Raw genomic sequence first — 26,071 nt, 5'->3', positions numbered from 1 at the left:
CTTGCACAACTTGCCCGGCGCGTGGTCTGCCGCCGCGCTTTGTGCAAAGGCGGAGCATGACCGCATGAACCTGCTCGCCTCCCTGCGCTACCTGGTTGCCCTGCACGAGCACCGGCACTTCGGCCGGGCGGCGCAGGCCTGCCACATCACGCAGCCGGCGCTGTCGAACGCGCTGCGCGCGCTGGAGGAGGAGTTCGGGGTCGTCATCGTGCAGCGCGCGCGCAGTTATTCGGGCCTGACCCACGAGGGCGAGGCCGTGCTGGCCACGGCGCAGCGCATGCTGCGCGACAACGAGGTGCTGCGCCAGGAGCTGCGCAGCACGGAGGCCGCGCCGCAGGGCCGCCTGCGCATGGCGTCCACGCCCACGGCGGTGCCCATCCTCTCGCGCTTTGCGGCCATGCTGCAGGCGCGGCACCCGGGCATCCTGCCCGTGGTGCTGTCGATGAGTTCGCAGGAGCTCGAACAGCGGCTCGAAGACCTGTCGCTGGACCTGGCCGTGGGCTACAGCGAGCGCATGCAGGCCAAGCGCGTGAACCTGCGCTCGTGGCCGCAGTGCAACGAACACTACTACCTGCTGCGCCGTGCCCGCACGCCCGGCCCGGACCGCCTGCGCATCGGCGCGCCCATGCGCTGGAAGGACGCGGCGCGGCTGCCGCTGTGCCTGCTCACCCCCGACATGCACAACCGCTTCATCATCGACGAGGCGTTCCGCGAGGCGGGCGAACCCGTGCCGCCCGCCATCGAGACCAACTCGGTGCTGACCCTGGTGCTGTCCGTGCTGTCGGGCGAGGTGTGCAGCGTGCTGCCGGGCGCCATGGTGGCCGCCGCGCGCAGTGAACGCGGTCTGGAGGCCCTGCCCCTGGTGGCGCCCGATGTGCGCACGCCCATCGGCTTCATGACCCAGCGCGGGCCCCGCGTGTCCCGGGCGCTCGAAGCCGCGCTCGAACTGCTGGACCAGCCCGCCTGGCGGGACCATGTGGCCCAGCACTGCGGCGAGCTGAGGGACTCCCCCTGAGTCGCCTTCGGCGCCTTCCCCCAAGGGGGGACGCACCCCGTGGCCTGGCAAAGCCAGTTCCACGGGTGCACTGGCTTGGCACCGCGCCAGTTTCGTCGGCTTTAGCGTGACTGACTTTGGCTGATTGCAAGCCATCTGCAATCAATTTCCATTCGCGTCATTCAATTGTTGAATCGCAGCATGTGTCGATTCAATTTGACGCTAGGGCGCTCCTGTCCGGACACTCCGCCCCGCGCAATTGACTTGCGTCAAGAAAAACTGGTGCACGCCCTGCAGCGCCTGCACGACATCACAGGAGAGAGAACCTATGAACGCATCCACAGCGGGCACGGCCGCCTTGCCCGGGGCCCACGCGTCTCCCGGCTTCCTGGACAAGGAACGCATCATCGCCGCGCCCGGCTTCAACCGGTGGCTGGTGCCGCCGGCAGCGCTTGCGATCCACCTGTGCATCGGCATGGCCTATGGCTTCTCGGTGTTCTGGCTGCCGCTGTCCAAGGCCCTCTCCACGGCCGGCACGGGCGCGGCCTGTGCCAAGGACATGAGCTTCTTCGCCGAGCTGTTCGCATCGGGCTGCGACTGGCGCGTGGCCACGCTGGGGTGGATGTACACCCTGTTCTTCGTCTTCCTGGGCTGCTCTGCCGCGATCTGGGGCGGATGGCTGGAACGTGCCGGCCCGCGCAAGGCCGGCGTGGTCTCGGCCGTGTGCTGGTGCGGCGGCATGCTGCTGTCGGCGCTGGGCATCCACCTGCACCAGTTCTGGCTCATGATCCTGGGCTCGGGCGTGATCGGGGGCATCGGGCTGGGGCTTGGCTACATCTCCCCCGTGTCCACCCTGATCAAGTGGTTCCCCGACCGGCGCGGCATGGCCACCGGCATGGCCATCATGGGCTTTGGCGGGGGCGCAATGATCGGCTCGCCCCTGGCCGTGGACCTGATGAAGCACTTCTCCAGCCCCACCGACGTGGGCGTGATGCAGACCTTCGTGGTCATGGCGCTGGTGTACTTCGTGTTCATGATGGCCGGTGCCTTGGGCTACCGCGTGCCGCCCACGGGCTGGAAGCCCGCCGGCTGGACCCCACCGCCCCCCTCGGCCAACGCCATGATCACCCAGCGCCACGTGCACGTGAAGCGCGTCTGGGGCATTCCTCAGTTCTGGCTCATCTGGGTCGTGCTGTGCATGAACGTGAGCGCCGGCATCGGCGTGATCGGCATGGCCTCGCCCATGCTGCAGGAAGTCTTCGGCGGCGGCCTGATCGGTGTGCAGCAGAAGTTCGGCGAACTCGACAAGGCCCAGCTCGCCGCCATTGCGGCGGTGGCGGGCGGCTTCACTGCGCTGCTGTCGCTGTTCAACATCGGCGGCCGCTTCTTCTGGGCCAGCCTGTCCGACAAGTTCGGCCGCAAGATGACCTATGTGATCTTCTTCGTGCTCGGCGGCCTGATGTACGCCAGCATCCCCAGCTCTGCGGGCGCGGGCAGCAAGCTCCTGTTCGTGGGTGCCTTCTGCGTGATCCTGTCGATGTACGGCGGCGGCTTCGCCACGGTGCCGGCCTACCTGGCCGACCTGTTCGGCACGCAGTTCGTGGGCGCCATCCACGGCCGCCTGCTGACCGCCTGGGCCACGGCCGGCATCCTCGGCCCCGTGGTGGTCAACTACATGCGCGAGTACCAACTGGGCCTGGGCCTGCCGCGCGAACAGGTGTACAACCAGACCATGTACATCCTGGTGGGCATGTTGGTCATCGGCCTGATTGCCAACCTGATGGTGCGTCCGCTGGCTGACAAGTGGTTCATGAGCGACGAGGAACTGGCGCACGAGAAGAAGCTGGCCCACGAGAAGAGCGTGGCGGCCGAAGTGGGCGGCGGCCCGGGCAGCGGTGGCACGACCAGCCCGGCGCTGGTGGCCTTCGCCTGGCTGGCAGTGGGTGTGCCGCTCGCCTGGGGCATCTACAAGACGCTGGTGAGCGCCGCCAAGTTCTTCCAGTGAAGAAGGCGCAGGCCGCCGGTATGGCGCCTTCGCTGATGCACGGGGCCGCAGCCGCCCTGTGCGCGCCCCTTGCGGGGCAGGGGCCGGGAACGCCGCGGGCGTGGCACAGTCCAAACCGTGGCGCACCGTCCAGGAGACCATGATGAAGCAAGAAAAAATCGAGTTCTACAAAGGCCCCGCCGGCGGCTGGGGCGCGCTCAACAGCGTCAAGAACGCGCTGCTGCGCCAGGACATTCCGTTGAAGGGCGCCAAGACGCTGCTCTCGGCCAACCAGCCCGACGGCTTCGACTGCCCGGGCTGCGCCTGGCCCGACCGCAACCATGCGTCCACCTTCGAGTTCTGCGAGAACGGCGTCAAGGCCGTCGCGGCCGAGGCCACCGCCCGCCGCGCCGGGCCCGGCCTGTTCGCCCAGTACACCGTGGCCGAGCTGGCTGAGCAGAGCGATTTCTGGCTCGAAGACCAGGGCCGGCTCACGCAGCCCATGGCCTACCACGCGCCCAGCGACCAGTACCGTCCGATCTCCTGGGACGATGCCTTCGCGCTGATCGCGCGCCACCTGAACGCGCTGCCCGACCCCAACCAGGCCATCTTCTATACCTCGGGCCGGGCCAGCAACGAAGCGGCCTTCCTGTACCAGCTGTTCGTGCGCCAGTTCGGCACCAACAACTTTCCCGACTGCTCGAACATGTGCCACGAGCCCAGCGGCAGCGGCATGCGCCCGCAGATCGGCGTGGGCAAGGGCACGGTGACCCTGCACGACTTCGAGTGCGCCGACGCGATTTTCATCTTCGGCCAGAACCCTGGCACCAACCACCCGCGCATGCTCGGCGAGCTGCGCGAGGCGCACAAGCGCGGCGCGCGCATCGTGAGTTTCAACCCCCTGCGCGAGCGCGGGCTGGAGCGCTTTGCCGACCCGCAGGACAAGCTGGAGATGGCGACGATGGGCTCCACGCCCATCAGCACCCACTACTTCCAGCTGCGCGTGGGCGGCGACCTGCCGGCCGTCAAGGGCATGATGAAGCATGTGCTGGAGCAGGAGGACGCGCGCGGCGGCGTGCTGGACCACGCCTTCATCGCCGAGCACACCACGGGCTTCGAGGCCCTGGCGGACGATCTGCGCGCCGAATCCTGGGCGTTGCTGGAGCAGGAGTCGGGCCTGACCGAGGCGCAGATGCGCTCCGCGGCCGACATCTACATCGGCGCCAGGAGCGTGATCGCCTGCTGGGGCATGGGCATCACGCAGCACAAGTACGCGGTGGCCACCATCCAGGCCATCGTCAGCCTGCTCATGATGCGCGGCAACATCGGCCGCGAGGGCGCGGGCCCGTGCCCGGTGCGCGGCCACAGCAACGTGCAGGGCGACCGCACCATGGGCATCTGGGAAAAGCCCCCCGCCGCCCTGCTGGACAAGTTGCGCGACGTGTTCGGCTTCGAGCCGCCGCGCCAGAACGGCGTGGACACGGTGGAGGCCATCCGCCAGATGCTGGACGGCAAGGGCAAGGTGTTCTTTGCCCTGGGCGGCAACTTCGCATCCGCCACGCCGGACACCTACGAGACCTGGAAGGCCCTGCAGCGCTGCGACCTCACGGTGCACGTGACCACCAAGCTCAACCGCAGCCACATCGTGCATGGCAAGGAGGCGCTGATCCTGCCCTGCCTGGGCCGCACCGAGATCGACATGCAGGCCACGGGCCCGCAGGGCGTGACTGTGGAAGACTCCATGAGCATGGTGCACATCTCGGTGGGCATCAACCCGCCCGCGTCCGAGCACCTGCTGTCCGAGCCCGCCATCGTCGCGCGGCTGGCCGCTGCCACACTGGGCGCGCGCAGCAACGTGCCCTGGCTGTGGCTGGTGGAAGACTACGCACGCATCCGCGACCAGATCGAGAAGGTGTTCCCCGACTTCAAGGACTTCAACCAGCGCGTGGCCGTGCCCGGCGGGTTCCGCCTGCGCAACACGGCCAGCGAGCGCGTGTGGGCCACGGCATCGGGCAAGGCCAGCTTCCATGCCCATGCCGTGCCGCGCGATACGCCCACGCACATCGCGCGCGAACGCTACAAGGACGCGGTGGTCTTCACCCTGCTGACCACGCGGTCGCACGACCAGTACAACACCACCATCTACGGCATGGACGACCGCTACCGCGGCGTCTACGGCCAGCGCCGCGTGGTGTTCATCAACGACAAGGACATCCGCGCCCTGGGCATGAAGGATGGCGACTGGGTCGACATCCAGACCGTGTGGAGCGACGGCCAGGAGCGCCGGGCCGACCGCTTCAAGCTGGTGGCCTACGACATCCCGCGCGGCAACCTCGCGGCCTACTACCCCGAGACCAACCCCCTGGTGCCGCTGTCCGCCGTGGCGGACACGGCGGGTACGCCCACGTCCAAATCCATCCCCGTGCTGCTGGTGCCGCATGTGCCCGACGGCGGGACCGCGGCGCTGGCCGAGGCCGGGGCGCAAGTTGTTGCGCCGTGAGTGAGAAGCCCGTGACATGACGGCCGCATACGACACCCTGGCAGGCACCATCCTGCGCGCGCTGGATGAGGATTCGCGCAGCGGTGCCGACGCATCGGCGGGCATGTCGCTGCCCCGCCTGGGAAAGCGCCTGGGCCAGGGCGCGAGCGTGCTGTTGCGCGAGTTGAGCCTCATGAGCGATGCCCCCGTGGGCGGGCAGCGCGGCCCCGGCTGGGTGCGCGTGGAGCGGGTCGGCGAACGCTGGGTGGCCTTCCTCACCGTCGAGGGACGGGTCGTGGCCCGCGAGCTTGCGGCGGCGGGGGACGCGCCATGAGCGCGCAGATTTTTCCGGTGCTGCCGGTGCGAGCGGACGACATTGACGTGGAGGTCCTGGCCGAAGGCCTGCATGCCCTGGCCACGCGGCCGGTGCGCGTCTATGGCGAGGCGGGTGCGCCCGGCGAAGGCGCGCTGCGCCTGGACACGCTGGCCGAGGAGATCCCGGTGGCGCTGGTGTTCAACGGCGTATCGCACGCGGTCATGATGGCCACGCCCGAGCAGCTTGACGACTTCGCGCTGGGATTTGCGCTCAGCGAGGGCATCCTCGACCACGCACACGACTGCCGCAGCACCACGCTGAGCCTGGCGGACCAGAGCGCCGCGCACCTGCCGGCGGGCGTGCCGGGGGTCGAGGTGCACATGGAAATTTCTGCGCGCAGCTTCGAGCGCCTCAAGCAGCGGCGCCGCAGCATGGCGGGGCGCACGGGCTGCGGCGTGTGCGGCGTGGAAAGCTTTGCCGCCCTGGACCTGGAGCCCGCGCGGCTGCCCGCCCGCGACTGGGTGGAGCGCGTGGACCTGCACACGGTGCTCACGGCCTTTGCCGGATTGAAGGCACAGCAGCCGCACAACGCGCATTCGGGCTCGCTGCACGCGGCAGGCTGGGCGACGCTGGACGGGCAACTGGCCCGTGTCTGCGAAGACGTGGGTCGGCACAACGCGCTGGACAAGCTCATCGGCTGGCTGGCGCGCAGCGGGCGGCTGGCGGAGCCGGGCTTCGTGGTACTCAGCAGCCGGGGCAGCCACGAACTGGTGCGCAAGTGCGCGCGCGTGGGGCTGGCGGCGCTGGCCACCATTTCGGCCCCCACCGCAACCGGCGTGCAGGTGGCCGAGCTGGCCGGGCTGCGCCTGTGGGGGCTGTGCCGCGCGCCGCGCGCGGTGCTGTATGCACCGGGAGCGCAGGGCGCGCAGGTACCCCCCGGGGGCTGAAACGCAGGGGCATTGCTCGCCGTTCGCGCGGGCGGGCAGTACAGTCGGGACATGTCTTTGCGCCCCACCCTCGAAGTCGCCGTCATCATGCGCCGTGAGCGCCTGGACAACCGTTGGCAACCCTGGCGCTGGACGCTGGACGACGTGGTGCCCGGCGAAGCGGCCTTTGGCGATGTGCCGCGCCTTCTGCGCGAAGATGCGGACGAGACCCGCTGGCTGTTCCCAGGCTTTGCCGTTGAACTTTTCAAGGATGACGGCGAGGGCTACCACCTGAACCTTTCCAGCCCGGCGCCGTGCTGGTTCGTGCTGTGGCGCATGGACGAAAGCGGCACCGAGGAAGGCCGGCTCGCACGCCCGGTGTCGGTGAGCCTGAGCTACCACGATGCCGGCCGCTGGCTCGATGCGCAGGAGACGGTCGAGCAGGTGCCCGCACCGCCCGCCGTGCTGCAGGCGCTCCAGGCCTTCGTGGACGAGCACTACGTGCCCGAGCCCAAGCGCCGGCGCAGGCCCGACAGCTTCCAGCCGCTGACCGACCGCTTCGGCAATCCTGCGTCCGTGTCCACCGACAAGCGCCGCGGCGGTGGAGGACACCGTGGCTGACGGTTTCCTCTCGCGCTGGTCGCGCCGCAAGCAGGATGTGGCGGCGGGCAAGCCCGTGGAGGAGCCTGCACCGCAGGCTCCGGCGCTGGCTGCGGCGCAGGCCGAGTCTGGTGCGAAGGCACCGGCTGGCGTACCCCAGGCACCGACCGAACCTGCGACCCCTCAGCAGCCCCCCGCGCCCACGCTGGCCGATGCGCAGGCGCTCACGCCCGAGTCCGACTTCAAGCCCTTCGTGCAGCGCGCGGTCTCGCCCGAGGTGCGCAACCTGGCGATGAAGAAGCTGTTTGCCGACCCGCACTTCAATGTGATGGACGGCCTCGACATCTACGTCGGCGACTACACGCAGCCCGACCCCTTGCCCGAAGGCATGCTGCGCCAGATGGCCAGCGCCCATGCCATGGGCTTCTTCGATCGCGAGAAGCAGGCCACGGAGGGGGAGGGTGACGGGGCAAAGCCCCCGGCGCACGCTCAGCCTCGGGATGATGCGGAGCAGGAAATGCTGCCAGACGTGGCACAGTCGGGGGTATGCACCGCTGTTCCTAGCGAGTCCTCCAGCGAGCCCGGCGCGCCCGAGCCGTCCCCCACCGGGGCAGCCGACGCGCCAGCCAGCCAACCCGACCATGACCACGACGCTCATCTGCGACTGCAACCAGACGATGCCCCTCGACGCGAAAGCGTTGGGCGCGGCATTGCATGAAGACCAGGGTCTGACCCTTCACTCCACGCTGTGCCGGCGCGAAGCCGGGGCATTCCAGCAGGCCATCAAGACCGGCCAGGACGTGGTGGTGGCCTGCACGCAAGAGCAGCGCCTGTTCGCCGAGCTGGGCCAGCAGACCGAGGGCGCCATCTCCCCCATCCGCTTCGTCAACATCCGCGAGACCGGCGGCTGGAGCCGCGATGCGGACCGCGCCACCCCCAAGATCGCGGCGCTGCTCGCCGCCGCGCAGTTGCCCGAGCCCGCACCGGTGCCCACGGTCACCTTCAAGAGCACCGGCCGCCTGCTGATCATTGGTGCGCTGGATGTGGCCGAACGCGCTGCGGCCATGGTGTCCGACGTGCTGGATGTCACGGTGTTTACCCAGGGCCCGGGCACCGCAGGCGGCGCGCAGGCGCGGCGCTTTCCGGTGCTGGGCGGGCGCATCACGGGTCTCACGGGCTGGCTGGGCGCGTTCGATCTGCAATGGGCGGCCGACAACCCCATCGACCTGGACCTGTGCACCCGGTGCAACGCCTGCGTGGCTGCGTGCCCCGAAGATGCCATCGGCCTCGACTACCAAGTCGACCTGACCGCCTGCCAGTCGCACCGCGCCTGCGTGAAGGTCTGCCAGGTCGCAGGTGCCATCGACTTCAGCCGCGAGGCGGCCCCGCACACCGAGCGCTTCGACATGGTGCTCGACCTGCGCGCCGCCACGGCCGCGCCCACCTTTGTGCAGCACGCGCCGCCGCAGGGGTACTTTCGCTGGGACGGCCGCGACATCGCCACGCTGCTGCGCCTGCGCGAACTCGTGGGCGAGTTCGAAAAGCCCAAGTTCTTTGCCTACAAGCAAAAGCTGTGCGCCCACAGCCGCAATGAAACCGTGGGCTGCAATGCCTGCGTGGACATCTGCTCGGCCGAGGCCATTGCCAGCGACAAGAGCCGCCAGCAAATCAAGGTGAACTCCCATCTGTGCGTGGGCTGCGGTGCCTGCACCACGGTGTGCCCCACGGGCGCGCTGACCTATGCCTACCCCAGCGCCACGGACCAGGGCCTGAAGCTCAAGACGCTGCTGTCCACCTATGCCGCAGCCGGTGGCAAGGACGCCGTGCTGCTGCTGCACAGCCAGGAGCGCGGGCAGGCGCTGGTGGAGGAATTGGGCCGCGCGGCGCAACTCAAGGTGGCGCACGGCGTGCCGGCGCGGGTGATTCCTGTGGCGGTGTGGCACACGGCCAGCCTGGGCGTGGACCTGTGGCTGAGCGCCGTGGCTTACGGCGCGTCGCAGATCGCGGTGCTGGTGACCGATGAAGAGGCCCCGCAGTACCTGGAAGGCCTGCAGGCGCAGATGGACGTGGCGCAGGCCATCCTGCGCGGGCTGGGCTACACGGGCAGCCACCTGCAGTTGGTGCGTGCCACGCACCCCACGGCGCTCGATGCCGCGCTGCAGGCCCTGGGGCAGACCCGCCAGGCCACGCCCGCCGTGCCCGCACGGTTTGCGGTGGCGCAGGAAAAGCGCAGCACGTTGGAGATGGCTTTGGACCATCTCATCGAATACGCGCCAGCCCCGGCCGCGGTGCGGCCCGACGCCATTGCGCTGCCGGCCGCGGGCTCGCCGCTGGGCAGCATCACTGTGGACAAGGACCGCTGCACGCTGTGCCTGAGCTGCGTGAGCGCGTGCCCCGCCAGCGCCCTGCAGGACAACCCGCAGATGCCGCAACTGCGCTTCATCGAGAAGAACTGCGTGCAGTGCGGCCTGTGCGCCACCACCTGCCCCGAAGACGCGATCACCCTGCAGCCGCGCCTGCTGCTCACGCCCGAGCGTGCGCAACTGCGCGTGCTCAACGAAGCCAAGCCCTGGGCCTGTGTGCGCTGCAGCAAGCCGTTTGGCACGGTCAAGGCCATCGAGGCCATGCTGGGCAAGCTCTCGGGCCACCCCATGTTCCAGGGCGAGGCGCTGGAGCGCCTGAAGATGTGCAGCGACTGCCGAGTGATCGACCTGTATTCCTCCCAAAGCGAAGCGAAAGTGACGGACCTGTGAGCGCTCAACCTTCAATGACCCCTGCCGGCAGCTCGGCGCTGGACGAAGAAACCGCGCGCGCCGAGCTGTATGGCCTGCTGTCGCAGCTGTACTACGCGGCGCCCGGCCCAGAGCTGCTGTCGGCATTGCGCGTGGCGGTGACCGAGGCACCGGCCGCGGGTGGCTTTTTACAAGAGCCCTGGCAGCAGCTGGTGGGCGCAGCGCGTGCGCTGGACGAAGCAGCCATTGCGCTGGAGTTCGACCGCCTGTTCGGCGGCGTGGGCAAGCCCGAGGTGTACCTGTACGCATCGCACTACGTGAGCGGCTTCTTGAACGAGAAGCCCCTGGCCCGGCTGCGTACCGACCTGGCCCGCCTGGGGCTTGCGCGCGATGAGGCGGCCATGCCCGAGACCGAAGACCACATCGCCTACCTGTGCGAAGTCATGCGCTACCTGATCGCCGGCGACGATGTGGCGGTGTGCAACCTGGCGTCGCAGCGCGACTTTTTTGCCACGCACCTGCAGCCCTGGGTGGGTGCGCTGTGCGATGCCCTGGCAGCCCACCCGCAAGCAAAATTTTATGCTGCGACAGCACATTTCGCGCGGGCTTTCGCGGCGGTGGAGGCGCAGGGCTTCGACATGCTCGATTGACCGCGTGGCGCTCGCGCAGTCTGTGCGAAGCGCTATAAAAGATGAGTAACTTGGTATGCCTCGATTGCAGTGTTGCACTCAGTGACATAGACTGTATGAACAGCATTTCATAGCTGCCAGCCATTCTGGAGACAAACATGCAGAACAGCCAGCCCCAACCTTCGCGCCGCAGCTTCTTTGCCGGCGCCGCCACCGTCGGCGCCGCAGCGGCCGCCGTGGTGGCCCTTCCCCAGGTGGCCCCCTCTCCAGATGCGGCAGTGTCCGAGCCCCCCCGCGTGGCGCCGGAGAAGGGCGGCGGGTACCACCTGTCCGCCCATGTGAAGCAGTACTACAAGACCACCCAACTCTGACCGGGGCGCCCCATGTTGCTCACCAAGAAGTCGCCGCACGCTGCGCCGGGCGCCGCGCCTGCCTCTCCTTTCGTTCACAGCCTGCGCCGCGGTTTGTCGCAGGCCCTGCCCACCATGGACCGGCGCTCGTTCCTGCGTCGCTCGGGCCTGGGTGTCGGCGTCGGCATTGCCGCGTCGCAGCTCACCCTGGTCAAGAAATCCAACGCCGCAGAAGGCGCCAAGGTGGGCCTGGGCGACAGCAAGATCGAAGTGCGCCGCACCGTGTGCACCCACTGCTCAGTGGGCTGCGCGGTCGATGCCGTGGTCGAGAACGGCGTGTGGGTGCGCCAGGAGCCGGTGTTCGACTCGCCCATCAACCTGGGTGCGCACTGCGCCAAGGGCGCCGCGCTGCGCGAGCACGGCCATGGCGAGTACCGCCTGCGCTACCCCATGAAGCTGGTGAACGGCAAGTACGAGCGCATCAGCTGGGACACGGCGCTCAACGAGATCACCGCCAAGATGCAGGAGCTGCGCAAGGCCAGCGGCCCTGACAGCGTGTACTTCGTCGGCTCGTCCAAGCACAACAACGAGCAGGCGTATCTGCTGCGCAAGTTCGTGAGCTTCTGGGGCACCAACAACTGCGACCACCAGGCGCGCATCTGCCACTCCACCACGGTGGCCGGCGTGGCCAACACCTGGGGTTATGGGGCCATGACCAATTCGTACAACGACATGCAAAACAGCAAGGTCGCGATGTACATCGGCTCCAACGCGGCAGAGGCCCACCCGGTGAGCATGCTGCACATGCTGCATGCCAAGGAAACCGGCTGCAAGATGATCGTGGTGGACCCCCGCTTCACCCGCACGGCAGCCAAGGCTGACGAGTATGTGCGCATCCGCTCGGGCACCGACATTCCCTTCCTCTTCGGTCTGCTGTACCACATCTTCAAGAACGGCTGGGAAGACAAGCAGTACATCAACGACCGCGTCTACGGCATGGACAAGGTGCGCGAGGAGATCCTGGCCAAGTGGACCCCCGACAAGGTCGAAGAGGCCTGCGGCGTGAAGGAGGCGCAGGTGCTCAAGGTGGCGAGCATGCTCAACGCCCACCGCCCCGGCACCGTGGTGTGGTGCATGGGCCAGACGCAGCACACCATCGGCAACGCCATCGTTCGCGCGTCGTGCATCCTGCAGCTGGCGCTGGGCAACGTGGGCAAGACGGGCGGCGGCACCAACATCTTCCGCGGCCATGACAACGTGCAGGGCGCGACCGACGTGGGCCCCAACCCCGATTCGCTGCCCGGCTACTACGGCCTGGCCGAAGGCTCGTGGAAGCACTTCGCGGCCGTGTGGGGCGTGGACTACGAGTGGATCAAGGCCAAGTATTCGTCGCCCGCGATGATGACCAAGAGCGGCATCACCGTGTCGCGCTGGATCGATGGCGTGCTGGAGAAGAACGAGCTCATCGACCAGGACTCCAACCTGCGCGGTGTGTTCTTCTGGGGGCATGCGCCCAACTCGCAGACGCGCGGCCTCGAGATGAAGCGCGCGATGGACAAGCTGGATTTGCTGGTGGTGGTGGACCCTTACCCCTCCGCCACCGCCGCGATGGCCGCCATGCCCGGCAAGGCCGAAGATTTGAATCCGAACCGCGCTGTGTACCTGCTGCCCGCGGCCACGCAGTTCGAGACCAGCGGCTCGTGCACCGCGTCCAACCGGTCGCTGCAATGGCGCGAGAAGGTGATCGAGCCGCTGTGGGAGAGCCGCTCGGACCACATGATCATGCACCAGTTCGCCGAGAAGCTGGGCTTCGCCGCCGAGCTGTCCAAGAACTACAAGATGCAGAAGGTCAAGGGCATGGACGAGCCCGTGCCCGAGGACATCCTGCGCGAGATCAACAAGAGCGTGTGGACCATCGGCTACACGGGCCAGAGCCCCGAGCGGCTCAAGGCCCACATGAAGAACATGCACCTGTTCGACGTGAAGACCCTGAAGGCCAAGGGCGGCAAGGACAAGGAGACGGGCTACGACTTCACGGGCGACTACTTCGGCCTGCCCTGGCCCTGCTACGGCACGCCCGAGCTCAAGCACCCCGGCTCGTCCAACCTGTACGACACCTCCAAGCACGTGATGGACGGCGGCGGCAACTTCCGCGCCAACTTCGGTGTCGAGAAGGATGGCGTGAACCTGCTGGCCGAGGACGGATCGTTCTCGCTGGGCAGCGAGATCACCACGGGCTACCCCGAGTTCGACCATGTGCTGCTCAAGAAGCTCGGCTGGTGGGACGACCTGTCGGACGCCGAGAAGGCCAAGGCCGAAGGAAAGAACTGGAAGACCGACCCGACGGGTGCGATCATCCGCGTGGCCATGAAGCACGGCTGCCACCCTTTTGGCAATGCCAAGGCGCGGGCGGTGGTATGGAACTTCCCCGACGCCATCCCGCAGCACCGCGAGCCGCTGTACGGCACCAAGCCGGAGCTGATGGCCAAGTACCCCACGCACGACGACAAGAAGGCCTTCTGGCGCATGCCCACCCTGTACAAGAGCGTGCAGGAGAAGAACATCGCCGACAAGGTGCACGAGAAGTTCCCGCTCATCCTCAGCTCGGGCCGCCTGGTCGAGTACGAAGGCGGCGGCGAGGAAACCCGCTCCAACCCCTGGCTGGCCGAGCTGCAGCAGGAGTCCTTCGTCGAGATCAACCCGAAGACGGCGGCCGACCGCGGCATCCGCAACGGCGAGCGCGTGTGGCTGAGCTCGCCCACCGGTGCGCGCCTGAACGTGCAGGCGCTGGTCACCGAGCGCGTTGCGCCCGACACCGTGTGGATGCCTTTCCACTTCTCGGGGCGCTGGCAGGGCGCGGACATGCTCGCGTACTACCCCAAGGGCGCAGCGCCCATCGTGCGCGGCGAGGCCGTGAACACGGCGACCACGTATGGCTACGACAGCGTGACCATGATGCAAGAAACCAAGACCACGATCTGCAACGTGGAACGCGCTTGATTGCGCAGCGCCCAGGAGACACGACATGGCACGAATGAAATTCATCTGCGACGCCGAGCGCTGCATCGAGTGCAACAGCTGCGTCACCGCCTGCAAGAACGAGCATGAGGTGCCCTGGGGCGTGAACCGCCGCCGCGTGGTCACGCTCAACGACGGGGTGCCCGGCGAAAAATCCATCTCGGTGGCCTGCATGCACTGCAGCGATGCGCCGTGCATGGCCGTCTGCCCCGTCAACTGCTTCTACCGCACCGAAGAGGGCGTGGTGCTGCACGACAAGGACGTGTGCATCGGCTGCGGCTACTGCAGCTATGCCTGCCCCTTTGGCGCGCCACAGTTCCCGTCCAGCGGCACCTTCGGCGTGCGCGGCAAGATGGACAAGTGCACCTTCTGCGCCGGTGGCCCCGAGGCCCACGGCAGCCAGGCCGAGTTCGACAAATACGGCCGCAACCGCCTGGCCGAGGGCAAGCTGCCCGCCTGCGCCGAGATGTGCTCCACCAAGGCGCTGCTCGCTGGCGATGGCGACGTGGTGGCCGACATCTTCCGCAACCGGGTGGTCCAGCGCGGCAAGGGCGCCGAGGTGTGGGGCTGGGGCACGGCCTACGGCTCGCAGCAGGCCGGCCAGCCGGCGGGGGGCAAGTCATGATGAAGATGGCGCAACGTACCTGGGGGCTCGCCGCTGCCGCCGTGGCCCTGACGGCGCTGGCGGCTTGCGGCGAGAAGCCGCAAACCGGCGCCGGCATTCGCAGCGATGCGGCACCCTACGCCGGCACGGGAAGCTCCTTCACGCAGCCGGGCTGGAAGGCGGGTGACAAGGCCAGCTGGGAGGCGCAGCTCAAGGCGCGCCAGCAGTACGGCCAGAACGAGTACTCGCGCACCACCGCGAAGTGAGGCCCGCCATGCAACACATCCTGTGGTCAATGGCTTTGGCGGCCGGCCTGGCGTGGGGGCCGGCGGCGGCGCAGGTCCCGGCCGCCGCGGCGGATGCCGCATCCGCGCCCGCAGCCGCCGCTGCACCCGCCACGGCGGCCCCGCAGGCCCCGGGTGGCATCCAGAGCCAGAACATCTTCGAGGTCAAGCCGGACGCCAGCGCCGATCCCAAGTACCTGGAGCAGACCAACGGCGAGCGCGCCAAGGTGCAACCCGGCAACAACGCGCCGATGTGGCGACAGGTGGGGCAGGGCGTGACAGGCACCAGCAGCCTGCCCAAGAGCCAGGCGCCCGAGGCGGGCAACCTCATCCAGCCCTTCGTGCAGTACCCGGGCTCGCGCGTGACCAATGCGGGCGAGGCCTGGCGGCAGGTGCGCAACCAGTGGATCATCCCGTACGGCGGCTCGCTGCTGCTCATCGTGGTGGGCGCCATTGCGCTGTTCTACTGGCGCAAGGGCACCATTGAACTGCATGGCGCCGAGACGGGCCGCAAGATCGAGCGCTTCACCCCGTTCGAGCGCTCGGCCCATTGGGCCAACGCGATCGCCTTCGTGGCGCTGGCGGTGTCGGGCATCGTGATGGCGTTCGGCAAGTTCTTCCTGCTGCCCATCATGGGCGCCACGCTCTTCGGCTGGCTGGCCTATGTGCTCAAGAACGTGCACAACTTTGCCGGGCCGCTGTTCGCCGTGTCGCTGGTGATCGTGTTCTTCACCTTCCTGAAGGACAACCTGCCCCGGCGCGAAGACATCGCCTGGCTTGCCAAGGGCGGCGGCATGCTGTCCGGGCAGGAGGTGCCTTCGCACCGATTCAACGCGGGGGAGAAGATCGTCTTCTGGGCCGGCGTGCTGGGCCTGGGCGCCATTGTCGTTGCCTCGGGTCTGGTGCTGGACAAGCTCATCCCCGGGCTCATCTACGAGCGCGGCACCATGCAGATCGCCCACATGGTGCACGCCGTGGCCACGGTGGTGATGATGATGATGTTCCTGGGCCATATCTACATGGGCACCATCGGCATGCGCGGTGCCTACAAGGCCATGAAGACCGGCTACGTGGACGAGACCTGGGCCAAGGAACACCACGAGCTCTGGTACGACGACATAGAGGCCGGCAAGATCCCGCGGCAGCGCAGCACCCCAGGCACTTCCGATGCAGCCGCCTCGGCGGCAGCGGCCGGTGGCAAGCCCGCTCAGGCATGACATGAGGCTCCCCATGATGACGATGACGACGATCCACCGCATCCGCACCCTGGCGCTGGCCTTGTGTGCCACCGGCGCTACCAGCATCGCTCTGGCAAAGTTGCCGCCGCCGTCTCCCGAGGCGGCCGCCAAAGCGGCGGAGGCTGCGGCCAAGACCGCATGGGCGGGCAAGGTGGACAACTACAAGCTCTGCCTTGCGCAGGACAAGGTGGCCGCCCACTACCGCAAGACCACGCCTGCCGCCAAACCGGCTGCAGGCACCGGCGCAGCCTGCGCCGACCCGGGGCCATTCGCCTACACGCCGCCCGAGGCCAAGCCGCTCGAAGCCTCCGGCGCGCATTCGCCGCCGGGCACGGCCAGCAGCCCACCCAGCACGGCCACGCCTGCAGCGGCTGCGTCGGCGCCGAAGCCCTGAGGGCGGCCTGCTGCCGCGGCTTGCGGTGCGCGGCAGCAGGCCCTGCGCCGCAGCGCGCCGATCGCCTGCGTATAGTCCTTGCATGACCTCCAGCGCTTCACCGGATTCCGCTCCCCTGGCCCTGCCCCGTCTCACCCGCGCGCAGGCACCCCTGACCCATGGCGTCGAGGTCGTCAATGAGCTGGGTGAACGCGAGCAGGTCTCCATTCCTGCGGAACGCCCGCTCACCGTCTATGTGGACAAGCGCGAGCTGGTCACGCTGATGACCCTGGGCGCCCACCCCGAACTGCTGGTGCTGGGCTACCTGCGCAATCAGCGGCTGGTCGAGTCGGTGTTCGACATCGAGTCCATCACCGTCGACTGGGACGTGCATGCCGCCGCGGTGCGCACCCGCCACGGCATCGATCGCATCGAGGAACGCACCGCCAGCAAGGTGGTGACCACCGGTTGCGGGCAGGGCAGCGTGTTCGGCGGCTTGATGGACGAGGTGGACCGCATCGTGCTGCCCGAGGCGCGTCTCACGCAGGCCCAGCTGTATGGCATCGTCAATGCGATTCGCCTGAAGGAGAGCACGTACAAGTCCGCCGGCTCGGTGCATGGCTGCGCGCTGTTCCAGGGGGAGGAGTTGCTCACTTTCGTGGAGGACGTGGGGCGGCACAACGCCATCGACACCATCGCGGGCTGGATGTGGATGAACGCAGCACCAGGCCCTGTGCCGTCTGGCGATGGCTTGCAGCAGGCAGCGTCTCCCGAACCCATGTCAGGCGCCGACAAGGTCTTCTACACCACGGGCCGCCTCACCAGCGAAATGGTCATCAAGTCGGCCCAGATGGGCGTGCCCATCGTGGTGTCGCGCAGTGGCATGACGCAGATGGGCCATGCCGTGGCGCAGCAGCTGGGCCTGTGCGCCATCGGGCGGGCGACCAACCGGCGCTTCGTCTGCTACAGCGGGGCCGAGCGGCTGGTGCTGCAGCCCGACATCGCCCAGGCGCCGGCCGTTGCGCCGGGTCCAGGGATCGTGGCACTGCCCTAGTTTCCGGCCGCCATTTCGGCAGAGCACCGAGGCCTGCAGCGCGGTCATGCGCCGATGGCATGATGCGCGCATGAAAGACCGACAAGTGCATGGCGGCTGGGCCGACACCTTGCCCAGCCAGTGGGGCCCTGTGCCCGGAGAGATCGAAGTGCCGCTGAGCGGACAGCCCACTGTGCCCGGGGCGCTTGCTGACACCCCGGGTGGCGGGCCTGCGGGCTCTGCCCGCCTGTCCCTCTGGGACTGGGTCCGCGAAGGCTTGCGCGCCGGGTTGTTCCTGAGACCCCGCACCGGCACGGCGGCGCCCACGCCCTGGCAACTGGTGGTGCTGGCGCTGGCCAGTGGCGCGCTGCTGACGGCCGTCGCCCGCCTGGAGATCGTGGGTCCCGCGCAGTTCAACCTGCGAGGCTGGCTGATTCCGTACTGGACAACGCTGGCGCTGCTGTGGTTTGCGTGGTGGGCCATGGCCCCGGCGCTGCGGGAACAGGCAGCGGCACCAGGGGCTGCAAGCCCCGAACCTTCGGGCGGCCTGGCGGCGTGGTTCGCACTCTCCACCTGGGCGCCCATGGTCCCCACACTGCTCATGCATGGTCTGTTGGGCTGGGCGGCGCAAAGGCCGCAGACCTGGCAGGGGCAGATCGCCGGATGGGTGATGTGGGCGCTGTACATCCCGCTGTTCGCGTGGCTGCTGGCGGCGGTGGTCGTGGTGAGTGCACGTTTCATCCGCTCGCGCATGCGCACAGCGGTCTTTGCCGCCGGGTTGGTGGGCCTGGCGGCCCTGGGGACCTGGCAGTTTCCCGACCGACCCTGGGAGTTGGACACCGAAGCCGTCGCCGCAGCCCAGGGCTCCGCTCCGGAGCCGGCACGCCTGCACCTGTCGCAAGCTGTCTTTGAAGCCCAGCAGGCACTGTGGCCGCAGCAGGAGCAGGCCCTGGCGCCCGAGCGGCCCGGCGTGGCCGATGTCTACGGCCTCGTCTTCGCCCCCTACGCCAGCGAGGAGGTCTTCCGCCGTGAGAGCACCATGGTCAGCACGCTGCTCAAGGAGCGCTTTGACGCCGACGGCCGCGTGCTGCATCTGCTCAACCACGCAGAAACCGCCGGGACCCACCTGTGGGCCACGCCGCAGAACCTGCAGCGTGCCGTGCAGGCCCTGGCCGAGCGCATGGACCGCGAGGAAGATGTGCTGGTGGTCTACATGACATCGCACGGCGCGCGCAACCACGAACTGGCGGCATCGCACTGGCCGCTGGAGGTGGAGCCCGTCACGCCCGAGATGCTGCGCGCGTCGCTGGACGATGCCGGCATCCGCCACCGCGTGATCGCCGTGTCGGCCTGCTTCTCGGGCGGGTGGATCGACCCTTTGGCCACCGATGCCACGCTCATCATGACGGCGGCCGATGCCACGCACACCTCGTACGGCTGCGGCAGGCTGTCCGAGCTCACGTTCTTCGGCCGCGCGGTGTTCAACGAGCAGTTGCGCCAGACCCGCTCCTTCACCGACGCGTTCGCCAAGGCCGTGCCGCTGATCCAGCAGCGCGAGGTGGAGGCGGGCAAGGCCGACGGCTTCTCCAACCCGCAGATCCGCGTGGGCGCGCAGATCGAGCCGGTGCTCAAGGCGCTGGAGCAGCGCCTGAACGCGGGCGAGGGCAGCGAAGCGGCAGCCACCGTGCGTCCCTGAATGTCCGGGGCGGGCCGCCGCAACCTGTCCGTGTGCCCGGCGGCAAACACCCCACGGGCTGACGGCCCGTTCGCTTTGCGCTAAGGTCCGCGCCATGAACCTGTCTTTTCTGCGCCTGGGCTGGCGCACCCTGGCCCGCGACCTGCGCGCGGGCGAGCTGCGCCTGCTGATCGTTGCCGTCACGCTGGCGGTGGCCGCGCTCACCTCGGTGGGCTTCTTTGCCGACCGCCTGCAGGGCGGCCTGCAGCGCGATGCCCTGCAGTTGCTGGGCGGCGATGCCGTGGTGGCCAGCGACAACCCCACGCCGCAGGCCTTTGTGGACCAGGCCAAGGCGCTGGGGCTGAACTCGGTCACCACGCTGGGCTTTCCCACCATGGGCCGTGCCAGCGATGCGCAGGGCGGCGCCAGCAAGCTCGTGGCCCTGAAGAGCGTGCAGCCGGGCTACCCGCTGCGCGGCAGCCTGCGCGTGGCCGATGCGCCCGGCGCGCTGGACCAGCCCACGCGCGACATCCCGGCACAGGGCGAGGTGTGGGTGGATGCGCCCCTGCTCGAATCCCTGAACCTCGCCATGGGCGACTTCCTGCTGCTGGGCGACGCGCAGTTGCGCATCGCACGCATCATCGTCATCGAGCCGGACCGGGGTGCGGGCTTCATGAGCTTTGCGCCGCGTGTCATGGTCAACGAGGCCGATCTGGCCGCCACCGCCCTCGTGCAGCCCGCCAGCCGCCTGACCTACCGCTTTGCCGTCACGGGCCCTGCTCCGGCCGTCAAGGCCTTCAACGACTGGGCCGTGGCCGAGCTGAAAAAGCCCGAGGTGCACGGCGTGCGCGTGGAGTCGCTGGAGAGCGGCCGCCCCGAAATGCGCCAGACGCTGGACCGTGCGCAGAAATTCCTCTCCCTCGTGGCGCTGCTGGCCGCGCTGCTCTCGGCCGTGGCCGTGGCGCTGGCTGCGCGCGGCTTTGCCGCCGAGCACCTGGATGCGTCGGCCATGCTGCGCGTGCTGGGGCAGAGCCAGCGCACCATCGCGGGCGCCTACACCACCGAGTTCGCGCTGGTGGGCCTGTTTGCCAGCACGCTCGGCGTGGTGCTGGGCTACGCGGTGCACCATGCCTTCGTGCTGCTGCTGGCGGGCCTGGTGGAGTCGGCCCTGCCGGCATCCAGCCTGTGGCCGGTGGCCTTCGGGCTGGGCATGGGGCTCACGCTGCTGTTCGCTTTCGGCCTGCCGCCGGTGCTGCAACTGGCGCAGGTCCCGCCGCTGCGGGTGATCCGGCGCGACGTGGGCGGGCTCAAGCCCGCCTCGCTGGCCGTGCTGGGCATCGGCATCGCGGGCTTCGCGGCGCTGCTGCTGGCGGTGAGCAGCGACATCAAGCTGGGCCTCATTGCGGTGGGGGGCTTTGCGGGCGCGGTGCTGCTGTTCTCGGGCCTGGCCTGGGTGGCGGTCAAGCTGCTCAGGAAGAGCGTGAACGAGGCCACCGCCCCGCGCTGGCTGGTGCTGGCCACGCGACAGATCTCGGCGCGGCCGGCCTATGCCGTGGTGCAGGTCAGCAGCCTGGCCGTGGGATTGCTGGCGCTGGTGCTGCTGGTGCTGCTGCGCACCGACCTGGTGGACAGCTGGCGCAAGGCCACGCCGCCCGATGCGCCCAACCGCTTCGTGATCAACGTGATGCCCGACCAGGCCGATGCCTTCCAGCAAACCCTCAAGGACAGCGGCGTTGCCAAGTACGACTGGTATCCCATGATCCGGGGCCGCCTGGTGGCGGTGAACGGCAAGGCCGTGGGTCCGGCCGACTACACCGACGACCGCGCCAAGCGCCTGGTGGACCGCGAATTCAACCTCTCCAACGCCACCGAAGCGCCACCCCACAACCAGGTGGTGGCCGGCCGGTGGACGGCGGGCGAAGAGGGCGCCATCAGCGTCGAGGAAGGCATCGCCGAGACCCTGGGCCTGAAGATGGGCGACCGCCTGCAGTTCGACATGGGCGGCGTGCTGAACGAGGCGCGCATCACCAGCCTGCGCAAGGTGGACTGGGGCTCCATGCGCGCCAATTTCTTCGTGATGTACCCGGTGGCGAGCGTGAAGGACGTGCCCGTCACCTACCTGGCCGCCTACCGCGCGCCCGAGGCCCATGGCTTCGACAACGCACTGGTGCGCCAGTTTCCCAACATCACCAACGTGGACATGGGCGCCACCATCACCCAGGTGCAGCGCGTGCTGGACCAGGTGATCCGTGCGGTGGAGTTCCTGTTCGCCTTCACGCTCGCGGCAGGCCTGGTGGTGCTGTTCGCGGCCGTCACCGCCACGCGCGAAGAGCGCGCACGTGAGTACGCCATCATGCGCGCCGTGGGTGCGCGCGCCAGCCTGCTGCGGCAGGTGCAGCGCGCCGAGCTCATGGGCGTGGGCCTGCTCGCGGGCTTCCTGGCCAGCAGCGTGGCCGTGGGCGTGGGCTGGGCGCTGGCGCGCTTCGTGTTCGACTTCACGTGGACGGCCGCGCCGTGGGTGCCACTTGCAGGCGCCGTGGCCGGCGCCGTGCTTGCGCTGGCGGCGGGCTGGTGGGGCCTGCGCGAGGTGCTGCTGCGGCCCGTGGTGGACACGCTGCGCCGAGCGGCGGAATAGAACCGCTGGGTTGATGGTATGAATTTGATAGCTGTCAGCGCTTGATGGGCAAGCGTTGGCGGCACTTTTGATATGAATTCCGACGTTTCCAAAGACAACGCCTCCGGCGAAGAGGCCGCAACCGCCGCCGTGACCACCCCCTTCGAGTGGATCGGCGGCGAAGAACGCGTGCTCGCCCTCACCGAGCGCTTCTACGACCTTATGGACCTGGAGCCCGGCTACGCCGAGCTGCGCGCGGCCCACGGCAGCGACTTGGTCTCTGCGCGGCAGAAGCTCTTCTGGTTTCTGTGCGGCTGGCTGGGTGGGCCCGACCACTACCAGAGCCGCTTCGGCCACCCGCGCCTGCGCATGCGGCACATGCCGTTTTCCATCGGCATCAAGGAGCGCGACCAATGGGTGGCCTGCATGGACCAGGCCATGGGCGAGACCGGTGTGCCCGAGGCCCTGCGGGCCCGCTTGAAGGAAAGCTTCATGGGCACCGCCGACTGGATGAGGAACAGGAGTACCCCCTGAGCGGCTGCGCCGCTTCCCCCTGAAAGGGGACGCACCCGGTGGCCCGGCAAAGCCGGTTCCACGGGTGCACTGGTGGGGCTGCTGTCGGTGGAGGCTGCGGGTGGGGCGGCCCCCCTGGGCGGCTGGGCTGTTCACTCGCACCCTGTGGATGGGCCGGGTGGGCGCCAATAGCATCAATTGCTATTTATTTTATAGCTTTAAGCGCTTGATGGGAAGGCGTTGCAGGCTGTTTTGATGCTTAAATCCCTACCCGCTGAAATGTATGGACCGTTTGGGGAAGGCGCGCCACTAAGATGCGCCCATCATCCATTCATTCAATTCACAACAAGGGGGGTGGGACATGTCGGCTACTGCTTGGATCGTTCTGGGTTTGATCGCTGTGCTGCTGGTGTGGGCCGTGACCGTCTACAACCGGCTGGTGCAGTTGCGCAACCGCATCGCCAATGCCTTCGGGCAGATCGACGTGCAGCTCAAGCGGCGGCACGACCTGGTGCCCAACCTGGTGGAAGTGGCCAAGGGCTACCTGGCCCATGAGGCCGCCACGCTCGAAGCCGTCATCAAGGCGCGCGGGCAGGCGCAGGGAGCCGCCGCTGCCGTGCGTGCAGAGCCTGCCAGCGCCAATGCGATGGGCGCGCTGGCCGCTGCCGAGGGACTGCTGGGCAGCAGCCTGGGCCGCCTGATGGCGGTGGCCGAGGCGTATCCCGACCTCAAGGTCGACGCCACCATGCAGTCGCTGTCCGAAGAGCTCACCAGCACCGAGAACCGCCTGGGCTTCGCGCGCCAGGCCTACAACGACCAGGCGCTGGAGTTCAACGACGCAGCGGCCCAGTTCCCTGACCTGGTCGTTGCGCGCCTGCTGGGCTTTCCCACCGTGCCCATGCTCGAGTCCACGCGCAGCGAAGAAGAGCGCGCTGCGCCGCAGGTTCGTTTCTCTTAGTCTGGTTTCTCCTCGGTAGCCTGGCCCGCCGGGGCGCTTGCCCCGTGGGCGCCGAAGCCGGGCCTGCACAGGCGCGGGCGGGGTGCGCCGGCGGACACCACGGCAGCTTCGGCCGTGGCCGCAGGCGGCCTGAAGGCTTGCGCGAGAAAATCTCATACAGGGAGGGGCCATGAAATTCTGGGACCACCAGGCGGATGCGCGCAGCGAGACGCACCGCCTGCTGCTGGGCTTTGCGCTCGCGGTGGCGGTGCTTATCGTGGCCGTTCATGCCGCACTCGCGCTGGCCTGGGTGCTGATGGCGGCGGTGCTGCCGGGGCGGCTGCCGTTTCCCCACGGCTTTCTCGCCGCCAACGTGGGCGTGTCGCTCATGCTGGTTCTGGGCGGCTGGTGGGTGGAGACGTCCAACCTGCGCGCGGGCGGCGTCAAGCTGGCCAGGCGGGTGGGCGCGCGCGAACTGCGGCCCTCGCTCTCGCATGCCGAGCAGCGCCTGTCCAACATCGTCGACGAGCTGTGCATTGCCGCCCACATGCCGCGCCCCGAAATCATGGTGATGCCGCGCACCGATGCGATCAACGCGTTTGCCGCCGGCTGGGACGAGAGCGACGCCGTGATCGCCGTGACGCAGGGCGCCCTGGACTACCTGAACCGCGAGGAGATGCAGGGCATGGTCGCGCACGAGCTGAGCCATCTGCACGAGGGCGACACGCGCCTGAAGATGCAGCTGGCCGGCATGGTGTTCGGCCTGGAGCTGGTCTACAACTTCGGCGACACGCTGCGCGAGCGCAGGGGGCTGTCGTGGTGGTTCGGCTCGGCCATCATGCTCGCGGGCTTCGCGGGCTGGTTCACCGGCCGTGTTCTCAAGGCGGCCGTGTCGCGCCAGCGCGAGTACCTGGCCGACGCCCGCGCCGTGCAGTGGACGCGCAGCCGCGACGGCCTGGGTGGCGTGCTGCGCAAGGTCATGGCCCAGCGGCGCGACATGCCGCGCGGCTACGAGCAGCACAGCCACACGGGCCTGAACCATCCCTCAGTGCAGCACATGCTGCTGGTGGACCTGGACAGCGGCGGCCGCATGGAGCGCTGGCTCGACTCGCACCCCACGCTCGACGAGCGCGTGCAGCGCCTCTACGGGCGCAGCATGCAGCCGATCAAGGTCGCGCCCGTCGCTGCTGCCCCGGAGCCCGCCTGGCGCCCTGAAACCGCAGGGCAGCCGGCCGGCGTGACACTGGCCTCGCTCGTCGATCCCTTCGCACGGCATACCTGACGCGCCTGTTAAATTGCGGGCCACAGACACAGTCCCACCGCAACCTGCCCGCCATGCCCGTGACCACCGCCCGCAAGACCACCGCCCGCAAGACTGCACCGCCCGCCAAACCTCGCAAGGCCGCCAAGCGCCCCGGCTTTCGGTGCGGCAGCTGCGGCGAGTGGCACGACGAGCTGGCCACCGACATCGGCTGCGGCCTGCCGGACGCCGTGTTCGAACTCAGCTACCTGGACCGCTACCGCCGCGCGCGCTACAACCAGGACTTCTGCACGCTCGATGGCGAGCGCTGGTTCATCCGCTGCGTGCTGCCCGTGCCCTTCACGTACCGCGATGACTACTTCGGCTGGGGCGTCTGGGTCGAGGTGACACAGGCGCAGCACGACGACTACCTCGTCTTCTTCGAGGAAAGCGGCGGCACGCCGCCCGTCATCCAGGGCATCGTGGCCAACCAGCTCAAGGGCTACCGCGCCACGCAGGGCCTGGCCGTGCGCCTTGACATGGACCCGGACCGCCGGCCCCTGGCCTACCTGCTGCCCGCATCGCGCCACGCGCTGGCGCTGGAGCAGCGCAAGGGCATGGACGCCGAGCGCCACCATGCGCTGATCCTGCCTTTCGGGGCGTGACGCCGGGCGTTTCCTCCAGCGACGTCATCCTTTTACTTTCTTTTTTTCGAGCCCCTCATTTTTCATGTCACGCGACCAACGTTTCAAGGAACAGGCCCAGGCCCTGGGCTACAGCTTCGACGGCGAGATCAAGATCGGCGGCAACTATGTGCCGCTGGTGCGCGACGGCCGCCACGTCTACCTGAGCGGCCAGATTCCGCGCGTGGGCGACACCGTGGTGGTCACGGGCGCAGCCGGTGCGAGTGCTTCGCTGGCCGATGCGCAGAAGGCCGCGAAGGTGTGTGCGATGCGGGCCCTGGCGCTGCTGCAGCGCGCGCTGGGGTCGCTCGATGCGGTGCAGGGCATCCTGCGCATCACCGTGTATGTGCAGTCGGCACCTGCGTTCACGCAGCAAAGCGAAGTGGCGGACGGTGCCTCGGAAATTCTTTTCACCGTGCTGGGCGAAGCCGGGGCGCACACGCGCACTTCGGTGGGCGTGCTGCAACTGCCCAAGAACGCCACGGTAGAGGTGGACCTGATTGCCACCACGACGGTTTCGCACCCCGCTGCCTGAAGGAGAACCGTCGATGGATGCACCGACACACCCCCGTTTCAATGTCTTCGGCCGCATCGTCGAAGTGCGGCGCGAGGGAGCGCTGTGGCAGGCCTACCGTGTCGGTGCCGATGGCAAGCGCACGCCCTCGGGCTTCGTGATCCCCGACTTCGTGCAAGAGCACGAACTCGCGCAGTTCCTGGAAGACCTGTTCCACGAAAGCGCCTCGCCCCACAACGGCGACGTGCACCGCATCGCCTGAGCCTGCGCCTGCGCAGGCCCGTGCGGCAGCTCCGCCACGTCACACCGCTGTCAAACCCGGGCCAGACACTCGG

24 protein-coding genes are annotated in these 26,071 nt (G+C 68.5%); all 24 read left to right on the top strand.

Translation table 11 applies throughout. The features are described 5' to 3' along the window. The first annotated feature begins 64 nt into the window (after positions 1-64). The 24 genes from KW835_RS00290 (at position 65) to KW835_RS00175 (ending at position 25,998) form a co-directional block, all read left to right on the top strand. A complete protein-coding gene (locus KW835_RS00290; protein ID WP_218380297.1) occupies positions 65-1,015 on the top strand; it encodes a LysR family transcriptional regulator in 951 nt (316 codons plus the stop codon). A 307-nt stretch (positions 1,016-1,322) separates the two neighbouring features. Beyond that, positions 1,323-2,999: an OFA family MFS transporter gene (locus KW835_RS00285; RefSeq protein WP_218380296.1), complete on the top strand. Its 1,677-nt coding sequence runs from the start codon at positions 1,323-1,325 to the stop codon at positions 2,997-2,999. A gap of 142 nt (positions 3,000-3,141) precedes the next feature. Beyond that, positions 3,142-5,478 (top strand): FdhF/YdeP family oxidoreductase, encoded by a 2,337-nt coding sequence (locus KW835_RS00280; RefSeq protein ID WP_218380295.1) that lies wholly within the window; start codon positions 3,142-3,144, stop codon positions 5,476-5,478. Between the two features lie 16 nt (positions 5,479-5,494). Then, positions 5,495-5,791 (top strand): hypothetical protein, encoded by a 297-nt coding sequence (locus KW835_RS00275; protein ID WP_255593158.1) that lies wholly within the window; start codon positions 5,495-5,497, stop codon positions 5,789-5,791. Beyond that, positions 5,788-6,720, top strand: coding sequence for a formate dehydrogenase accessory sulfurtransferase FdhD (gene fdhD, locus KW835_RS00270; protein ID WP_218380294.1), 933 nt, complete (start codon positions 5,788-5,790; stop codon positions 6,718-6,720). The genes KW835_RS00275 and fdhD overlap by 4 nt, the downstream gene beginning before the upstream one ends. Positions 6,721-6,771: 51 nt before the next feature. Then, positions 6,772-7,320 carry a DUF3305 domain-containing protein gene (locus tag KW835_RS00265; protein ID WP_218380293.1) on the top strand — a complete coding sequence of 183 codons (549 nt, stop codon included), beginning with the start codon at positions 6,772-6,774 and terminating at the stop codon, positions 7,318-7,320. After that, on the top strand, positions 7,313-8,017 hold the full coding sequence (locus KW835_RS00260) for a DUF3306 domain-containing protein (protein ID WP_218380292.1): 705 nt from the start codon (positions 7,313-7,315) through the stop codon (positions 8,015-8,017). Before KW835_RS00265 ends, KW835_RS00260 begins: the two co-directional genes overlap by 8 nt. Continuing rightward, complete coding sequence (locus KW835_RS00255) at positions 7,977-10,052, top strand: 4Fe-4S binding protein (protein ID WP_218381006.1); 2,076 nt, start codon at positions 7,977-7,979, stop codon at positions 10,050-10,052. The genes KW835_RS00260 and KW835_RS00255 overlap by 41 nt, the downstream gene beginning before the upstream one ends. A gap of 14 nt (positions 10,053-10,066) precedes the next feature. Next, entirely contained in the window at positions 10,067-10,681 is a 615-nt protein-coding gene (locus KW835_RS00250) for a molecular chaperone (protein WP_218380291.1), read from the top strand. A 137-nt stretch (positions 10,682-10,818) separates the two neighbouring features. After that, positions 10,819-11,031: a formate dehydrogenase gene (locus tag KW835_RS00245; RefSeq protein WP_218380290.1), complete on the top strand. Its 213-nt coding sequence runs from the start codon at positions 10,819-10,821 to the stop codon at positions 11,029-11,031. 12 nt (positions 11,032-11,043) lie between these two features. Beyond that, the gene (locus KW835_RS00240; RefSeq protein WP_218380289.1) at positions 11,044-14,010 is read left to right on the top strand and encodes a formate dehydrogenase subunit alpha; all 2,967 of its coding nucleotides are present in this window, start codon (positions 11,044-11,046) and stop codon (positions 14,008-14,010) included. 25 nt (positions 14,011-14,035) lie between these two features. Then, a complete protein-coding gene (gene fdh3B / locus KW835_RS00235) occupies positions 14,036-14,653 on the top strand; it encodes a formate dehydrogenase FDH3 subunit beta (RefSeq protein ID WP_218380288.1) in 618 nt (205 codons plus the stop codon). A 5-nt stretch (positions 14,654-14,658) separates the two neighbouring features. After that, positions 14,659-14,898: a hypothetical protein gene (locus tag KW835_RS00230; protein WP_218380287.1), complete on the top strand. Its 240-nt coding sequence runs from the start codon at positions 14,659-14,661 to the stop codon at positions 14,896-14,898. Between the two features lie 8 nt (positions 14,899-14,906). Continuing rightward, a complete protein-coding gene (locus KW835_RS00225) occupies positions 14,907-16,133 on the top strand; it encodes a formate dehydrogenase subunit gamma (RefSeq protein WP_218380286.1) in 1,227 nt (408 codons plus the stop codon). Positions 16,134-16,146: 13 nt separating this feature from the next. Continuing rightward, positions 16,147-16,548 (top strand): hypothetical protein, encoded by a 402-nt coding sequence (locus KW835_RS00220; RefSeq protein WP_370633560.1) that lies wholly within the window; start codon positions 16,147-16,149, stop codon positions 16,546-16,548. A gap of 82 nt (positions 16,549-16,630) precedes the next feature. Then, on the top strand, positions 16,631-17,581 hold the full coding sequence (locus KW835_RS00215; RefSeq protein WP_218380285.1) for a formate dehydrogenase accessory sulfurtransferase FdhD: 951 nt from the start codon (positions 16,631-16,633) through the stop codon (positions 17,579-17,581). Between the two features lie 70 nt (positions 17,582-17,651). Beyond that, positions 17,652-19,256 carry a C13 family peptidase gene (locus KW835_RS00210; RefSeq protein WP_218380284.1) on the top strand — a complete coding sequence of 535 codons (1,605 nt, stop codon included), beginning with the start codon at positions 17,652-17,654 and terminating at the stop codon, positions 19,254-19,256. Between the two features lie 94 nt (positions 19,257-19,350). Further along, complete coding sequence (locus tag KW835_RS00205) at positions 19,351-21,870, top strand: ABC transporter permease (RefSeq protein WP_218380283.1); 2,520 nt, start codon at positions 19,351-19,353, stop codon at positions 21,868-21,870. 72 nt (positions 21,871-21,942) lie between these two features. Further along, positions 21,943-22,383: a group II truncated hemoglobin gene (locus KW835_RS00200; RefSeq protein ID WP_255593157.1), complete on the top strand. Its 441-nt coding sequence runs from the start codon at positions 21,943-21,945 to the stop codon at positions 22,381-22,383. Positions 22,384-22,723: 340 nt separating this feature from the next. Beyond that, positions 22,724-23,320: a LemA family protein gene (locus tag KW835_RS00195; RefSeq protein ID WP_218380282.1), complete on the top strand. Its 597-nt coding sequence runs from the start codon at positions 22,724-22,726 to the stop codon at positions 23,318-23,320. A 169-nt stretch (positions 23,321-23,489) separates the two neighbouring features. Next, the gene (locus KW835_RS00190) at positions 23,490-24,581 is read left to right on the top strand and encodes a M48 family metalloprotease (protein WP_218380281.1); all 1,092 of its coding nucleotides are present in this window, start codon (positions 23,490-23,492) and stop codon (positions 24,579-24,581) included. A 53-nt stretch (positions 24,582-24,634) separates the two neighbouring features. Then, a complete protein-coding gene (locus KW835_RS00185; RefSeq protein ID WP_218380280.1) occupies positions 24,635-25,204 on the top strand; it encodes a DUF2199 domain-containing protein in 570 nt (189 codons plus the stop codon). A gap of 64 nt (positions 25,205-25,268) precedes the next feature. Next, positions 25,269-25,757 (top strand): RidA family protein, encoded by a 489-nt coding sequence (locus tag KW835_RS00180; RefSeq protein ID WP_218380279.1) that lies wholly within the window; start codon positions 25,269-25,271, stop codon positions 25,755-25,757. Positions 25,758-25,770: 13 nt separating this feature from the next. Beyond that, a complete protein-coding gene (locus KW835_RS00175) occupies positions 25,771-25,998 on the top strand; it encodes a hypothetical protein (protein ID WP_218380278.1) in 228 nt (75 codons plus the stop codon). Positions 25,999-26,071 lie beyond the last annotated feature (73 nt).

The sequence above is a fragment of the Acidovorax sp. sic0104 genome (assembly GCF_019219095.1).
Lineage (GTDB): Bacteria > Pseudomonadota > Gammaproteobacteria > Burkholderiales > Burkholderiaceae_C > Acidovorax.
Note: the sequence above shows the minus strand (reverse complement) of the source record. Positions and strands in the feature narration are given on the sequence as shown.

Bases quoted from the DNA above. Each gene is read 5' to 3' on its own strand.
- KW835_RS00290 (WP_218380297.1), top strand. From the start codon at position 65: ATGAACCTGCTCGCCTCCCTGCGCTACCTGGTTGCCCTGCACGAGCAC.
- KW835_RS00285 (WP_218380296.1), top strand. From the start codon at position 1,323: ATGAACGCATCCACAGCGGGCACGGCCGCCTTGCCCGGGGCCCACGCG.
- KW835_RS00280 (WP_218380295.1), top strand. From the start codon at position 3,142: ATGAAGCAAGAAAAAATCGAGTTCTACAAAGGCCCCGCCGGCGGCTGG.
- KW835_RS00275 (WP_255593158.1), top strand. From the start codon at position 5,495: ATGACGGCCGCATACGACACCCTGGCAGGCACCATCCTGCGCGCGCTG.
- fdhD (WP_218380294.1), top strand. From the start codon at position 5,788: ATGAGCGCGCAGATTTTTCCGGTGCTGCCGGTGCGAGCGGACGACATT.
- KW835_RS00265 (WP_218380293.1), top strand. From the start codon at position 6,772: ATGTCTTTGCGCCCCACCCTCGAAGTCGCCGTCATCATGCGCCGTGAG.
- KW835_RS00255 (WP_218381006.1), top strand. From the start codon at position 7,977: ATGCCCCTCGACGCGAAAGCGTTGGGCGCGGCATTGCATGAAGACCAG.
- KW835_RS00250 (WP_218380291.1), top strand. From the start codon at position 10,067: ATGACCCCTGCCGGCAGCTCGGCGCTGGACGAAGAAACCGCGCGCGCC.
- KW835_RS00245 (WP_218380290.1), top strand. From the start codon at position 10,819: ATGCAGAACAGCCAGCCCCAACCTTCGCGCCGCAGCTTCTTTGCCGGC.
- KW835_RS00240 (WP_218380289.1), top strand. From the start codon at position 11,044: ATGTTGCTCACCAAGAAGTCGCCGCACGCTGCGCCGGGCGCCGCGCCT.
- fdh3B (WP_218380288.1), top strand. From the start codon at position 14,036: ATGGCACGAATGAAATTCATCTGCGACGCCGAGCGCTGCATCGAGTGC.
- KW835_RS00230 (WP_218380287.1), top strand. From the start codon at position 14,659: ATGGCGCAACGTACCTGGGGGCTCGCCGCTGCCGCCGTGGCCCTGACG.
- KW835_RS00225 (WP_218380286.1), top strand. From the start codon at position 14,907: ATGCAACACATCCTGTGGTCAATGGCTTTGGCGGCCGGCCTGGCGTGG.
- KW835_RS00220 (WP_370633560.1), top strand. From the start codon at position 16,147: ATGATGACGATGACGACGATCCACCGCATCCGCACCCTGGCGCTGGCC.
- KW835_RS00215 (WP_218380285.1), top strand. From the start codon at position 16,631: ATGACCTCCAGCGCTTCACCGGATTCCGCTCCCCTGGCCCTGCCCCGT.
- KW835_RS00210 (WP_218380284.1), top strand. From the start codon at position 17,652: ATGAAAGACCGACAAGTGCATGGCGGCTGGGCCGACACCTTGCCCAGC.
- KW835_RS00205 (WP_218380283.1), top strand. From the start codon at position 19,351: ATGAACCTGTCTTTTCTGCGCCTGGGCTGGCGCACCCTGGCCCGCGAC.
- KW835_RS00200 (WP_255593157.1), top strand. From the start codon at position 21,943: ATGAATTCCGACGTTTCCAAAGACAACGCCTCCGGCGAAGAGGCCGCA.
- KW835_RS00195 (WP_218380282.1), top strand. From the start codon at position 22,724: ATGTCGGCTACTGCTTGGATCGTTCTGGGTTTGATCGCTGTGCTGCTG.
- KW835_RS00190 (WP_218380281.1), top strand. From the start codon at position 23,490: ATGAAATTCTGGGACCACCAGGCGGATGCGCGCAGCGAGACGCACCGC.
- KW835_RS00185 (WP_218380280.1), top strand. From the start codon at position 24,635: ATGCCCGTGACCACCGCCCGCAAGACCACCGCCCGCAAGACTGCACCG.
- KW835_RS00180 (WP_218380279.1), top strand. From the start codon at position 25,269: ATGTCACGCGACCAACGTTTCAAGGAACAGGCCCAGGCCCTGGGCTAC.
- KW835_RS00175 (WP_218380278.1), top strand. From the start codon at position 25,771: ATGGATGCACCGACACACCCCCGTTTCAATGTCTTCGGCCGCATCGTC.